Below are 14,468 nucleotides of genomic sequence, written 5' to 3'. Positions count from 1 at the left end.
CACGCCGCACCGATCGGACATCGAGCGGGTGCGGCGTGACTGGGAGAGTGCTCGTCGACGGGCTTCTAGGAGGCGGTCAGGTCGGGGAACCAGAGTGCGATTTCGCGCTCTGCGGATTCCACCGAATCCGATCCGTGTACCAGGTTCTGCTGGCCGTCGAGGGCCAGGTCACCTCGGATGGTGCCGGGAACCGCTTTGGCAACCGGATCCGTGCCGCCGGCGATCTGGCGGAAGGCTTCGATGGCACGGGGGCCCTCGAGAACCGCGGCCACCACGGGACCGGAGGTGATGAACTCGAGAAGGTCGGGGAAGAACGGCTTGCTCTCGTGCTCCGCGTAGTGAGCCGAGGCCACGTCGCGAGAGACGGTCTTGAGCTCGAGGGCGACGATGCTCAGACCCTTCTTCTCCACGCGGCCGAGGATCTCTCCTACGTAACGCCGGGCAACTCCGTCTGGCTTGATCAGTACTAGGGTGCGATCGGTCACGTCGACGACAGTAATGGACACCGGCACCCGGTCGCGCGGCGCATGGCCCCAACCGACCGGTCCGGTGTTACTCGCGTTGCCCGGGCAGCATGCCGCGTCGAATTCGTTCGGTGATGTCTCTGCGAAGATAGAGCAGATACAGCCACACGGCGAGGAAGATCAGACCCACGGCACCGATCGACAGATGGAACACGGCCCCGGCCATCACGAAGAACTGCAACGCGAGGTTCAGCTTCATCGCCCAGGGTTCGCCCTGTTTTCCCGCGGCCAGAATCATCACCACGGCGAGCGCCACGATGTAGGTGGTCGAGAACCACGTTGCACCGCCACCGAGAGTCGCCACGACCGGAAGAGCGAGCAGGGTCACGATCGCTTCGAGTACCAGCGTGCCTGCCGACACACCGCGAAATCCCTTCCACGGGTCCGTCGTGGGTGGTCGAAACTCCGAGTCGCTCACGCGGGATCCTTTCCGAACAACGTGCGCGCTGCGCCCACGGTCACCACCGAGCCGGTGACGACGACCCCGGCACCCGACACGGCTTCGCCTGGCTCGGCCACTTCTTCGGCCAACCCGATCGCCGTTTCGAGCGCATCGGGCAGCGTCGACGCCACCACGACCCGCTCGTCGCCGAACTTGGCCACGGCTATGTCGGCCAACGCGTCGACATCCATTGCTCGACCGGACCCGTTGTGGGTGACGACGATGTCGTCGAACACCGGCTCCAATGCGTCGAGAATCGCGCCGACGTCCTTGTCCGCCATGACACTGACGACTCCGACGAGTTTGCGGAAGTCGAATTCGTCGGTCAGGGCGGCCGCAAGTGCAGCGGCCCCGTGCGGGTTGTGCGCGGCATCGAGAAACACCGTGGGCGCGTTGCGTACTCGCTCGAGCCGACCGGGATTGACCACGGTCGCAAAGGCTTCGCGCACGGTGTCCTGATCGAGTTGACGGTCCGGGCCCGCCCCGAAGAATGCCTCGACGGCTGCGAGAGCGAGAGACGCGTTGTGCGCCTGGTGCTCTCCGTGCAACGGCAGGAAGATATCGGTGTAGACACCGCCCAGCCCCTGCAACTCCAGCTGCTGCCCGCCCACGGCTATCTGCCTGCCGAGAACGGTGAACTCCGAACCGGCCCGTGCCACGGCAGCGTCCGCCTGCACCGCCGCACGAAGGAGGACCTCGGACACCTCGGGTTCCTGCTTGGCGAGGATGGCCACCGTGTCCCGTGGCACGAGCAGTTCCGGCGCCTTCTTGATGATGCCGGCCTTCTCCCCCGCGATCGTGGACAGATCATCCCCGAGGAATTCGACGTGATCGAGACCGATCGGGGTGATGACGGCGATCTCGCCGTCGACCACGTTGGTGGCATCCCAGCGTCCGCCCAGCCCCGTTTCGATGACGGCGACCTCGACCGGTGCCTCGGCGAAGGCCGCGAACGCCATGGCGGTGACGACCTCGAACTTGCTCATCCGCGGTCCACCGGCGGCCTCGGACTGTGCATCGATCATCTCGACGAACGGTGCGATCTCGTTGTAGGTGTCCACGTAGGTGCGCGGTGACACCGGACGGCCGTCGATGCTGATCCGCTCGGTGGCCATCTGCAGATGCGGACTGGTGGTCCGACCGGTACGCCGGTGGAAGGCCGTCAGCAACGCGTCGATCATGCGGGTGACGGACGTCTTGCCGTTGGTTCCGGCCACATGGATCGACGGGTACGCCTTCTGTGGAGAACCGAGCAGGTCCATCAGCGCCGAGATTCGGGCGGTCGACGGCTCGATTTTCGTTTCGGGCCAACGCTTGTCGAGCTCGGCCTCCACGAGTGCGAGCTCGGCCAGATCGACCGGGGTCGGCGGTGGTGACGGCAGGGCGTCGTCCGGCTCGGTCACTTAGCTTCCCATCGATTCGAGGCGTGCGCCGATGCGCGCGATCTCTTCGCGAGCGATCGTCTGACGAGTTCTGATCTTGTCCACCACCGCATCCGGCGCTTTGGCCAGGAATGCCTCGTTGCCCAGTTTGCCGGTCGTCTGGGCCAACTCCTTCTCGGCCGCGGCGAGATCCTTCACCAGTCGCGCGCGTTCGGCGACCAGATCGACTGTGCCCGAGGTGTCGAGTTCGACGACGACGGTGGCCTTGCTGGTACGCACCTCCACCGATGCCGTCGCTGCGAAGTCCGCATCCGGCTCGGTCAAGCGGGCCAGCGAGGTCACTGCCGAGATCTGGCCCTCCAGGTCCGCGTCGCCCACTCCCACGATGCGAGCGGCGACCTTCTGCGAGGGCTTGAGCCCCTGATCGCTGCGGAACCGACGAATTTCGGTGATGAGGCGCTGCATGTCCTCGATGCGTTGCGCAGCAACGGGATCGACCGGATCGGCGGCTGGGGTCGGCCACGTGGCGACCACCAGGGACTCTCCCCCGGTCAGCACCTTCCACAGGGTCTCGGTCACGAACGGGACGACCGGGTGCAGCAGGCGCAGCACTGCGTCGAGCACGTTGCCCAGGACTCCACGGGTGGATTCGGCGATGCTCTCGTCGGCGAATTGCACCTTCGCGATTTCGAGGTACCAGTCGCAAACCTCGTCCCAGGTGAAGTGGTAGAGCGCCTCGCACGCCTTGCTGAACTCGTAACGATCGAATGCCGAATCCACTTCTGCTCGAACCTGATCGAGCCGGTCGAGGATCCAACGGTCGGCGTCGGTGAGTGCGGCGCGCGACGGCAGCTCGGCCGGCGCTGCGCCGTTCATCAGAGCGAACTTGGTGGCGTTGAACAGTTTGTTGGCGAAGTTGCGCGAGGATTGCGCGTGATCCTCGCCGACGGACATGTCGGCACCCGGGTTGGCACCGCGGGCCAGCGTGAACCGCAGTGCATCCGCACCGAAGCGGTCGACCCAGTCGAGCGGATCGATACCGTTGCCCCGAGACTTCGACATCTTCTTGCCGAACTGATCACGAATCAGTCCGTGCAGGAAGACATCTCGGAACGGAACCTGTGGGCCCTGCTTGCCTGCGGTGATGGCGTCGTCGGCTCCGACGTAGGTGCCGAACATCATCATCCGGGCGACCCAGAAGAACAGAATGTCGTAACCGGTGACGAGTACACCGGTCGGATAGAACTTCTCCAGTTCGGGAGTGGCCTCCGGCCAGCCCATCGTCGAGAAGGGCCACAGGCCTGAAGAGAACCAGGTGTCGAGGACGTCGGGGTCCTGCTCCCACCCCTCGGGTGGGGTCTCCCCCGGTCCCAGGCACACCGTCTCGCCGTCGGGGCCGTACCAGATCGGAATTCGGTGGCCCCACCACAGCTGACGCGAGATACACCAATCGTGCATGTTGTCGACCCAGGCGAACCAGCGTGGCTCTTGGCTCTTGGGATGAATGACGGTGTCGCCGTTGCGGACTGCGTCACCGGCCGCCTTGGCCAGGGTGTCGACCTTGACCCACCACTGCAGCGACAGACGCGGCTCGATCGGCTCACCGCTGCGCTCGGAGTGTCCGACGCTGTGCAGGTACGGGCGCTTCTCGGCGACCACTCGGCCCTGCTCGGCCAGGGCCTCACGGACCTTGACACGCGCCTCGAATCGGTCCATCCCGTCGAACTGCGTTCCGGTATCGGTGATGCGGCCGGCCTTGTCCATGATGGACGGCATCGGCAGTGAGTGCCGAACGCCCATCTCGAAGTCGTTGGGGTCGTGCGCCGGAGTGATTTTGACTGCGCCGGTACCGAATTCGGGATCGACGTAGTCGTCGGCGATGATCGGTATCCGTCGTCCGGTGAACGGATGCTCGAGGGTGGTGCCCACCAGAGCCCGGTAGCGCTCGTCGTCGGGGTGCACCGCCACAGCAGTGTCGCCGAGCATCGTCTCCACCCGAGTGGTGGCCACGATGACGTGCGGTTCGGAGTCGTCCAGCGACCCGTATCGCAGCGAGACGAGTTCGCCCTCGACGTCCTCGAACTTCACCTCGATGTCGGAGATTGCCGTCTGCAGCACCGGCGACCAGTTGACCAGCCGCTCGGCGCGGTAGATCAGACCGTCGTCGAACATGCGCTTGAACATGGTCTGCACGGCCTCGGACAGGCCGTCGTCCATGGTGAATCGCTCACGGCTCCAGTCGACACCGTCGCCGATACGACGCATCTGGCCGCCGATGGTGCCGCCCGACTCACGCTTCCAGTCCCAGACCTTGTCGATGAACAGTTCGCGACCGAACTCTTCCTTGGTCTTTCCATCGGCGGCGAGCTGCTTCTCCACCACCGACTGCGTGGCGATGCCCGCGTGGTCCATTCCCGGCAGCCACAGCACCTCGTACCCGAGCATGCGCTTGCGCCTGCTCAACGCGTCCATCAGCGTGTGGTCGAGTGCGTGACCCATGTGCAGGCTGCCCGTGACGTTGGGCGGCGGCAGCACGATGGAGTAGGGCGGCTTGTCACTGGTGGCATCGGCCTCGAAGTAACCGGCATCCACCCAGCCCCGGTACAGCTCGGCCTCTACCTCGCTGGGGTCCCAGCTCTTGGGCAAACGGTCGGCTGGGTTGTCTGGGGTCTCTGGCGCTGAACTGGTCACCGGTCGATTCTAGTGGCCCAGTATTCGCGGCATCGACGCGCTCTCGCCCAGGACGTGCCCCGCCAGAAATGCCAGTACCACCTCGTACCAGACCTTGGCGTGCTGAGGGCTCAGAATCCAGTGGTTCTCGCTGGGGAAGTACAGGAATCGGTGCTCGGTCTCACCGTCGTCGTCGGCGGGCAATCCCGATTCGCTGAGCAATTCGTACCACAACCGTAGGCCCTCGCCGATCGGCACGCGATAGTCCTTGTCACCGTGGATGACCAGCATCGGCGTCGAGATGTCCGCGACGAACAAGTGCGGAGAGTTCTCCACCGCCATCTCGGGAGACATCTCCCGCGCCCAGTACCACGGTGCGTCGGTCGTCGGTCCGAACTGATCGAGTGCCCACAGACTGGCGTGGGTGACGATGGCATCGAATCGGTCGGTGTGCCCGGCGATCCAGTTGGCCATGTAGCCGCCGAACGATCCACCCATCGCGGCGGTGCGCGTGTCGTCGATATCGGTTCGGGCAACAGCGACGTCGGTCAACGCCATCAGATCGGTGAACGGGGCACTGCCCCACGCGCCCCAACCACGCTGCACGAAGTTCTGGCCGTAGCCCGTGGACAACGCCGGATCCGGGAGCAGCACCGCGTACCCTCGCGCCACCATCAGCCATGGGTTCCACCGCCAGGACCACGTGTTCCACGAACCCAGCGGGCCGCCGTGCACCCACAGCAGCAGCGGCGCGGGCGAATCGTCCGACACACCGTGCGGCAGCGCCAGCCATCCTCGGACTCGACTGCCGTCCTCGACGACGGTCTCGATCTCGGTCAACGTGCCGGGCAGCGGGCCGTTGGCGATTCCGGCGTCGAGGTCGACCACGGTGCCGTCGGACAGGTCGATCGAGACCGGGTGCGGGGCGGACAGATACGAGGCGGCCACAGCGACTACGCGCTTGCCGTCCGACGACACGTGGATGTGGGTGTACGCCTCGTCGGTATGAGTCAGACGACGCGGCTCCGCACCCGCCTCGATCACGAAGATCGGCGACCGGCCGTCGTCGTCCGCGGTGACCAACACGCCGGACCCGTCCGGCAGCCAGACCGGACCGATCGGCCATCGATCCCAGCCCGGTGCGAGATCGGTGACGGAGTCCGTGCCGAAGTCGTACTGCTGCAGAGTCATTCGTGGCGCTCGTTCGGGAGTCGAGATCGATTCACGGACGAACACGACGGCACGGCCGTCGGGCGAGATGGCCGGAGCACCCAGATCGGCGTCCGCGTCGTCGACGATCGTGGTCCGTTCTCCCGTCCCGGTGTCGATGCGCACCAGCATCGTGCGGACGGTTGCCAGCGGGCCGGGCACCGACCACGTGGAGACGACGAAAGTGCCATCGGCGCTGATGTCGAATGCCGCTTCCTGCAGAGCGCCTGCCGCATCACGCGTCACATCACGCAGTGGTGCCGGGTTGCGGTCGGTTTCCGTCTCGCCTGCGAACAGATGCGGGGTTGCGGGACCGAGATCGTGATCCCAGAAACGCACCGGCACACCGGTGTGCAGAATCGCATCCACCTTGTTCGTCTTGCGCTCCGTGCGCAGGCCATAGTCGTCCTCGTCTGTCGTGGACGAGCCGAACACCGGCGAAAACCCAGCGAAGCGATCGACGGACCGAGCTGCTCGCACGTCACCGACTCCCGCCGACCGGGTCTCGATCACCCGGGCCTCGCCGCCACCGGCGGGCAGTATCCACAACTGTGCCGGATCCTCCTCCTTGGACCGGCGCGAGAACATCAGATCCCCGGACGCGGTGAAGACCGGCGCGCTCTCGCCCAGATCACCGTGGGTGATTCGCCGCGCCGGAGACCGTCCGTCCACGTCGATCTCCCACAGCGACGTTCGGTACTCGGTGCGCGAATCATTAAGAGCAGCAACGACAACGACCGCACGAGAACCAGTCCGATCCACCGCCAACCCTGTGACACGTCGGGCCGCGATGTACTCGTCGATGTTGTCGTAGACACTCATGCCAACGACAGTAGTGGCAACAGATCGTTCCGCGTCGGCTGTGCCCGGGTCAGTCCTCGCCGAGGTCCTCACGCAACTGAGCGAGAGTGCGCGCCAAAATTCGCGACACGTGCATCTGCGAAATTCCGACCTTCTCCGCGATCTGCGTTTGCGTCATCGACCCGAAGAACCGGAGCACCACGATGCGACGCTCGCGCTCGGGCAGCTTCTCCAGTGCCGGCCGCACAGCGAGGTAGCTTTCCATCTTCTCGAGTTCCGGGTCGTCGGCACCGAGCGTGTCCATCAGCGGGAGGCGATCCTCGCTCACCACCGAATCGACCGACACGGTCTGATACGCGCTGCGAGCAAGCAGTGCCTGCGATGCTTCTTTGACGTCGATCCCGAGTTCGGCGGCGATTTCGCTCGCGGTCGGGGCGCGGCCGAGCTTCTGCGACAACGATCCCACCGCCTGCGAGATCATCGAGTTCAGCTCTTTCATGCGTCGCGGCACCCGTACCGACCAGCCGGCGTCGCGGAAGTAGCGACGGGCTTCGCCCATGATGGTGGGGACCGCGAACGAGACGAAATCCGACCCACGCTCGATGTCGAACCGGTCGACGGCATTGACCAGACCGAGCCTGGACACCTGCAACAGGTCCTCGTGTGCTTCACCGCGCCCACCGAAACGGCGCGCAATGTGTTCTGCGAGAGGGAGGCAGCGCGTGATGATGCGGTCACGCAGCACGGAACGCTGCGGTGAATTCTCGTCCAGCGCCTGCATCTGCTGGATCAGCGCGACCACGTCGCTGTAATCGTCGGACTCTCGCCGTGTGCTTCGTTCCTGCGGCACCGGCACTAGACCTTGCTCCTCCGCTTGACCACGTCGATCGCGACGGTGCGGCCGGCAACGTCGTCGATCGCGTCGTCGGCGCGGAGTTCGATGGAGTCTGCGAGAGTTTGCAACACGTGCCAGCCGAAGCTGTCCTGCTTCGGGACCGACGTCGGAGTCAGCGTGGACGTCACGACGATCCGGATCCCGGCATCGTTGACGGAGAACCTGCACGAGAGTTCCGCGTCGGCGACCGAACCTTTGATGAGCTGGGAGCACACCTCGTCGACGACGAGTTTCACGTCGGCGATGTCGTCGAGGGTGAAGTCACTGAGCACCACGAGAGTCTCCGCGACGGCCCGCACCACCGGCAATTGGTCGGCTTCGGCGCGCACCCTCAGCTCGACCGGTGCACCGGAATTTCGCTCCAGTTCTTCGATCTTGCTGACCCCAGCCATCCGCACTTCCCATCGTCGCCAAGCAGTTCGTTTCTCGTGTGCCGAGCAAGACTACCCAGCGGGGAAGCTTTCAACCCTCGCAGTACACGAGTGTCGCCCCCCGAACGCACCGCGGAACGAACCTGCGGTGAACGGCCGACCGGTGCGGGTGACGTGCGCCCGTCGAACTGGCACGATCGACACCGTGGCACATTCGGATGAGGATTACTCGCAGGCCCTACGGACTCTCGCCCGGCGGCTCGGTACGTCGACGTCGTACCGAGGCTGGGACGACACCGAGCACGACGTGAGCGACGCGACCCTGCGGCAGGTGTTGGCTGCACGCGGTTACGCGACCGAAACCACCGAGGATGTCGATCGGGCACTGGAGGACATCGAGAACGCACCGTGGCGTCGCCTGCTTCCTCCCGTGGTCGTCACGACCCAGGGCACCGAAGCGACGGTGTGGGTGCATGTGCCACACGGCAATCCGGTGGAAGTGTCGATGGTGTCCGAGGACGGCGACGCCATCGAGGTACCTCAGGCCGACGTCTGGGTCGATCCGCGCGAGGTGGACGGACGGCTTATCGGACGTGCCACGTTCGTGGTGCCCGGCGATGCCCCGCTGGGATGGCACAGTCTCACCGCGACGACGATCGGTGAGGACAACACCGTCCGAACCTCGGACACGGTCGTCGTGGTCACACCGAAGTCGTTGTCGCCCAACGCCGAACTTGCCGACAGGCAGCGCACCGGCCTGCTGGCACAGCTGTATTCGGTGCGCTCGACGCGTTCGTGGGGCATCGGCGATCTCGCCGACCTCGAGGACATGGTCGACATCGCCGGCCGCGTGCATGGATTCGACTATCTGCTGGTCAATCCGCTGCACGCCGACCGGCCGACGACGCCCGTGGAGGCCTCTCCGTATCTACCGACCACGCGACGCTTCTTCAACCCGTTGTACATCCGAGTCGAGAACATTCGAGAGACGGCGCTGCTCTCGCCCAAGCAGTTCGGCAAGATCCAGGACGCCGCAGCTCGATTCGACAAGGCGAACGTTCGCACCAAGAAGCTGAACCGGGACGCGACGTTCAAGGCCAAGCTCCGCGCCCTCGAACGCGTCCACAAGATCGAGCGCAGTCCAGCCCGCGAGTCCGCATTCCGGGCGTTCGTCGAACGCGAGGGCACCGGGCTGAGGGATTTTGCGGTGTGGAGCGCGCTGGCGGAGAAGTTCGGCCCGAACGATCCCGCATGGACCGATCGCGCAGCGCACCCGCGCACCGATTTCGTCCTCGAACAACGCGCAAAGCTGGCCGGACGCATCGACTTTCACGTGTGGCTGCAGTGGATCTGTGACGAGCAATTGGCCGCCGCCCAGCGAGCCGCGCTCGACGCCGGGATGGATATCGGTGTCATGCACGACCTCGCGGTGGGAGTCGCCCGCGGCGGGGCCGATGCGTGGACGCTCGGCGACGTGCTGGTGTCCGGCGTCACCGTGGGAGCGCCGCCGGACAACTTCAACCAGCAGGGCCAGAACTGGAATCAACCACCCTGGGATCCGGACCGACTGCGCGAGATGGCCTACGTCCCGTACAGAGACATGCTGCGCACGATTCTGCGTCACGCCGGGGGCATCCGCGTCGACCACATCCTGGGTTTGTTCCGGTTGTGGTGGATTCCGCAGGAGGCCGAGAACGCCGGCGGCGGAACGTATGTCGAATACGACCACGAGGCGCTGATCGGAATCCTCGCCCTCGAAGCCGAGCGCGCGGGTGCGGTAGTGGTCGGCGAGGACCTCGGGGTGTTCGAGCCGATGGTGCAGGAATACCTCACCGAGCGCGGAATCTTCGGCACCTCCATCCTCTGGTTCGAGGCCGATGATTCCGGACCCATCCCGCCCGAGGACTACCGGACTCTGTGCCTCACGTCGGTGACGACGCACGATCTGCCTCCCACCGCTGGGTACCTCGAGGGCGAGCACATCGAACTGCGGTCCCGACTCGGCCTGCTCGAGCGCGACATCGATGCGGAGAAGGAAGTGGATTCCCGTGCGCGAGAGGCGGTTCTGGACCTGGCCCGCACCCGCGGATTACTCGCCGCCGATACCGACAACCACGAGACCGTCGAGGCGTTGCACCGGTTGGTCCAGCGCAGCCCGTCGCTGCTGATCGGCGTCGCTCTCGTCGACGCGGTCGGTGAACATCGCATTCAGAACCAACCGGGTACGGACGAGACCCAGTACGGCAACTGGAAGGTCCCGCTCGCCGACTCCGACGGCTCGGCAGTGCTGGTCGACGACCTCGCCGAACACCCGCGATTGGTGTCGCTCGTGCAGGCAATGGCAACCGAGTCGTCGGACCGATGACACGAGGGTCCACAATCGAGGTATGAGCTTTCGACGTCGCCGCGTATCGAGTCGGCACTGATGGGCCGGATCACCGCTCGCAGACCCGTCGTCCGAATACGCGGCGAACACCGAGTCGACCGTCCCGACACCTTGGTGGTGGAGGAACCGATGGAACTGCGCGTCGACGGCAGAGCCCTTGCCGTCACGATGCGTACGCCGGGCCACGACGTCGAACTGGCCCACGGTTTCCTGCTGACCGAGGGCGTCATTGCATCGCGTGCCGATATCGCGGCGGCGCGGTACTGCGACGGCGTCGATGACGAGGGCGCGAACACGTACAACGTCCTGGACGTCACGCTGGCACCGGGTGTGGCAGCCCCCGAGACCGGGGTGGAACGCAATTTCTACACGACCTCGTCGTGCGGGGTCTGCGGCAAGGGATCGCTCGACGCAATTCGGTTGCGTACCAAGCATTCTCCTACCGACGACGATGTCGTGGTGACGTCCGATACCCTCGCCGGGTTACCGGACACCCTGCGCGCAGCGCAGAAGGTCTTCGACACCACGGGCGGCTTGCACGCTGCGGCGCTGTTCACTGCGGACGGCGACATGCTCGTCCTCCGCGAGGACGTCGGGCGCCACAACGCGGTGGACAAGGTCGTCGGCTGGGCCACCGAGCAGGATCGAGTTCCGCTGCGCGGCACGATATTGATGGTCAGTGGCCGTGCCTCGTTCGAGCTGGCACAGAAGGCGGTGATGGCCGGGATTCCGATACTTGCTGCGGTGTCAGCGCCGTCGTCTCTCGCGGTCGATCTCGCGACCGAATCCGGACTGACGGTGATCGGTTTTCTCCGCGGCCGTTCGATGAACATCTACTCCCGCGCCGACCGCGTACTGGTGTCAGACGGTATCTCTTGAGTCGTTCCGCAGGCTCCACTCCCCAGCGACATCGACGAGTAGTTCGGCTGCGGTCGCGTTCCTGACCTCGTCCACCGAGATTCCCGGCGCGGTCTCCACGAGGCGCAGTCCGTCGTCGGTGACGTCGAGAACCGCCATGTCCGAGATGATCCTGTGCACGCAGCCCTTCCCGGTCAGCGGCAGAGTGCAGGACTGCAGAATCTTGGGTTCACCCTTCCGGGAGACGTGCTCCATCATGACGATCACGCGACGGGCACCGTGCACCAGATCCATGGCACCACCCATCCCCTTGACCATGTGCCCGGGGATCATCCAGTTCGCGAGGTCGCCGGTGGCGCTGACCTGCATCGCACCCAGCACGGCGACGTCGACCTGACCGCCGCGGATCATTCCGAACGACTGTGACGAGTCGAAGTAGGACGAGCCGGGAAGCACCGTGATGGTTTCCTTGCCCGCGTTGATGATCTCGGGATCGAGTTCGTCCTCGGTGGGATAGGGGCCGACGCCGAGCACGCCATTCTCGGAATGCAGAATCACCGAGACGTCGGTCGGAATGTAGTTGGGCACCAGGGTCGGCATGCCGATTCCGAGGTTGACGTACTGCCCGTCGCCGAGCTCTTGCGCCACCCGAGCGGCCATCTGTTCGCGGGACATCTTCTCGCTCATGCTCGTACCGTCCTCTGCTCGATGCCGACCTCGACCGGGCCGACATGCACGACCCGCTGCACATGGATGCCCGGGGTGTGCACCTCGTCCGGACCGATCTCCCCCGGCTCGACCAGGTGCTCGACCTGCGCCACGGTGATCCGACCAGACGCGGCGGCGGGTGGGTTGAAGTTCCGTGCGCTGGCATGGAACACCAGGTTGCCGTGCCGGTCGCCCTTCCAGGCGTGGACCAAGGCGTAGTCCGCGACGATGCCGCGCTCCATGACATAGGTGATCCCGTCGAATTCCCGGGTCTCCTTCGGCGGACTCGCCACGGCGATGCCGCCGCTGCCGTCGTAACGCAGCGGCAAACCGCCGTCGGCCACCTGCGTCCCGACGCCCGCGGGGGTGAAGAACGCCGGAATACCGGCGCCACCGGCTCGCAGCCGCTCGGCGAGGGTGCCCTGCGGGGTCAGCTCCACCTCCAGTTCGCCACCGAGGTACTGCCGTGCGAATTCCTTGTTGGACCCCACGTACGAGCTGATCGTGCGCCGAATGCGGTGCTGCGCCAGCAGCACTCCCAGACCGAAGCCGTCGGTTCCGCAGTTGTTGCTGATGGTTTCGAGGTCGGTCGCTCCCTGCTCGAGCACCGCGGCGATCAGGATCTCCGGCACTCCCACCAACCCGAACCCGCCCACGGCGATCGACGACCCGTCGGGGATGTCCGCTACCGCTTCTGTGGCACTGGCCACGACTTTGTCCAACATGGCAGCGACGGTACCCGATGATGTGCGTTATGTGAACAGGTTGCCACCATGCGAACACATGTATACGGTGGCGAGTGCGCTTGATCACCACGATCGTCAGGAGCTGTCGATGCTTCATCTCCCGCCCGAGTACCGGGACCAGACGGGTGTCCATGCACCACGCGACTTCGCCGAGTACCGGACCACTGCTCTGCGGCATCCGGCGCAGCCGTTGACGCTCCTCCCCCAACGATTGACCGAAATCACCGGCCCGGTTCTGGGCGAGGGACGAGTCACGGATTCCGACGCCGACCTGACACTCGCGCGAGGTGGCGAAGCTCAGGGTCAACGCATCATCGTGCACGGACGAGTGCTCGACAGCGACGGCAAAGCGATCCCGAACACGCTCGTCGAGGTATGGCAGGCCAACGCGGGCGGGCGTTACCGACACTCGGGTGATCGCTGGCCAGCGCCTCTCGACCCGCATTTCGACGGCGTGGGCCGAGTACTCACCGATGCCGACGGCCGATACCGGTTCACCACGATCAAACCGGGCGCGTACCCCTGGGGCAACCACCACAACGCATGGCGGCCTGCCCATATCCACTTCTCCCTGTTCGGTCACGCATTCACCCAGCGGTTGGTGACGCAGATGTACTTCCCCGACGACCCCATGTTCTTCCAGGATCCCATCTACAACGCAGCCCCCGAAGACGCGCGTGCTCGCATGATCAGTACCTTCGATTACGAAGCAACACAACCGAACTGGGCTCTCGGGTTCAGGTTCGACATCGTTCTGCGCGGACGCAACGCCACCCCGTTCGAGGAGGACGACCACGATGACTGACCCCGAGTTCGCTCCCAGGTACCCGGTGGTGACCGGTGCCGATTTCACCACTGCACCGTTCGGTCAGACGCCTTCTCAGACGGTCGGGCCCTACGTCCACATCGGTCTGCTGTGGCCGGATGGACAGGACGTCGTACCTCCCGGCACCGCCGAGGCGATCACCCTGACGTTCACCCTCGTGGACGGGGCTCGTCAACCGGTGTCCGACGCGATGATCGAGACCTGGCAGGCCGACTCCGACGGACGCTTCGACCATCAGGACGATCCACGGGGTGCGGTGGCACCACGTGTCGCAGGTTTCCGCGGCTTCGGTCGAGCATTTGCCGATCCACGGGGAACGATGACGATCACGACCATCAAACCGGGGCCGTTGCCCGCCGAGAACGACCTCGTCGAAGCACCCCACATCGACGTCGGAATCTTTGCCCGCGGAATGCTCGAGCGGGTCGTCACGCGGATGTACTTCCCGGACGAGGCCGAGGCCAACGAGATCGATCCGGTGCTGTCCGCCTTGCCCGCCGACAAGCGGGCCCGACTCGTCGCCACCACAGTGGACGGCGGCTACCACCTCGATATCGTGTTACAGAACACCGATCCGGACGGAGACGAGACCCCGTTCTTCGCGCTGTGATGCACGCTGACGAACTGATCGACGATGCGGCGAAAGAGGA

General features: G+C 65.2%; 13 protein-coding genes. 4 read left to right on the top strand and 9 right to left on the bottom strand.

Annotated features, from left to right (window positions below; genetic code table 11):
• Nucleotides 1–65 precede the first annotated feature (65 nt).
• The 7 genes from ndk to QM588_RS05420 all read right to left on the bottom strand — a co-directional run bounded on the left by ndk (nt 66) and on the right by QM588_RS05420 (nt 8,315).
• Nucleotides 66–485 (bottom strand): nucleoside-diphosphate kinase, encoded by a 420-nt coding sequence (gene ndk, locus QM588_RS05450; RefSeq protein ID WP_027497557.1) that lies wholly within the window; start codon nt 483–485, stop codon nt 66–68.
• 67 nt (nt 486–552) lie between these two features.
• Entirely contained in the window at nt 553–942 is a 390-nt protein-coding gene (locus QM588_RS05445; protein ID WP_283312073.1) for a DUF4233 domain-containing protein, read from the bottom strand.
• Complete coding sequence (gene folC / locus QM588_RS05440; RefSeq protein ID WP_283312072.1) at nt 939–2,369, bottom strand: bifunctional tetrahydrofolate synthase/dihydrofolate synthase; 1,431 nt, start codon at nt 2,367–2,369, stop codon at nt 939–941. Before folC ends, QM588_RS05445 begins: the two co-directional genes overlap by 4 nt.
• A complete protein-coding gene (locus QM588_RS05435) occupies nt 2,370–5,039 on the bottom strand; it encodes a valine--tRNA ligase (RefSeq protein ID WP_283312071.1) in 2,670 nt (889 codons plus the stop codon).
• Between the two features lie 9 nt (nt 5,040–5,048).
• Nucleotides 5,049–7,049: a S9 family peptidase gene (locus tag QM588_RS05430; RefSeq protein WP_283312070.1), complete on the bottom strand. Its 2,001-nt coding sequence runs from the start codon at nt 7,047–7,049 to the stop codon at nt 5,049–5,051.
• 49 nt (nt 7,050–7,098) lie between these two features.
• The gene (locus tag QM588_RS05425; protein WP_032368200.1) at nt 7,099–7,884 is read right to left on the bottom strand and encodes a SigB/SigF/SigG family RNA polymerase sigma factor; all 786 of its coding nucleotides are present in this window, start codon (nt 7,882–7,884) and stop codon (nt 7,099–7,101) included.
• Entirely contained in the window at nt 7,884–8,315 is a 432-nt protein-coding gene (locus QM588_RS05420; RefSeq protein ID WP_283312067.1) for an ATP-binding protein, read from the bottom strand. Before QM588_RS05420 ends, QM588_RS05425 begins: the two co-directional genes overlap by 1 nt.
• 184 nt (nt 8,316–8,499) lie before the next feature.
• On the opposite strand from QM588_RS05420, the gene malQ reads away from it, so the two are divergent.
• Nucleotides 8,500–10,659, top strand: a complete 2,160-nt coding sequence (malQ, locus tag QM588_RS05415) for a 4-alpha-glucanotransferase (RefSeq protein WP_283312065.1) — start codon at nt 8,500–8,502, stop codon at nt 10,657–10,659.
• 60 nt (nt 10,660–10,719) lie between these two features.
• The gene (gene fdhD, locus QM588_RS05410; RefSeq protein WP_283312063.1) at nt 10,720–11,559 is read left to right on the top strand and encodes a formate dehydrogenase accessory sulfurtransferase FdhD; all 840 of its coding nucleotides are present in this window, start codon (nt 10,720–10,722) and stop codon (nt 11,557–11,559) included.
• Here fdhD and QM588_RS05405 read toward each other — a convergent pair.
• Nucleotides 11,542–12,225, bottom strand: a complete 684-nt coding sequence (locus QM588_RS05405; RefSeq protein ID WP_283312062.1) for a CoA transferase subunit B — start codon at nt 12,223–12,225, stop codon at nt 11,542–11,544. The two genes, fdhD and QM588_RS05405, sit on opposite strands and share 18 nt — an antisense overlap.
• The gene (locus tag QM588_RS05400; RefSeq protein ID WP_283312061.1) at nt 12,222–12,971 is read right to left on the bottom strand and encodes a CoA transferase subunit A; all 750 of its coding nucleotides are present in this window, start codon (nt 12,969–12,971) and stop codon (nt 12,222–12,224) included. Before QM588_RS05400 ends, QM588_RS05405 begins: the two co-directional genes overlap by 4 nt.
• A 109-nt stretch (nt 12,972–13,080) precedes the next feature.
• Between QM588_RS05400 and pcaH the strand changes: the two genes are divergently transcribed.
• Nucleotides 13,081–13,797: a protocatechuate 3,4-dioxygenase subunit beta gene (gene pcaH / locus QM588_RS05395; protein ID WP_283312060.1), complete on the top strand. Its 717-nt coding sequence runs from the start codon at nt 13,081–13,083 to the stop codon at nt 13,795–13,797.
• The gene (pcaG, locus tag QM588_RS05390) at nt 13,790–14,428 is read left to right on the top strand and encodes a protocatechuate 3,4-dioxygenase subunit alpha (protein ID WP_283312058.1); all 639 of its coding nucleotides are present in this window, start codon (nt 13,790–13,792) and stop codon (nt 14,426–14,428) included. Before pcaH ends, pcaG begins: the two co-directional genes overlap by 8 nt.
• Nucleotides 14,429–14,468 lie beyond the last annotated feature (40 nt).

Origin of the sequence: Rhodococcus sp. IEGM 1354 (assembly GCF_030056855.1) — a bacterium.
GTDB lineage: Bacteria > Actinomycetota > Actinomycetes > Mycobacteriales > Mycobacteriaceae > Rhodococcoides.
The sequence above is the reverse complement of the archived record's forward strand: the minus strand, read 5'-3'. Positions and strand labels throughout refer to the sequence as shown.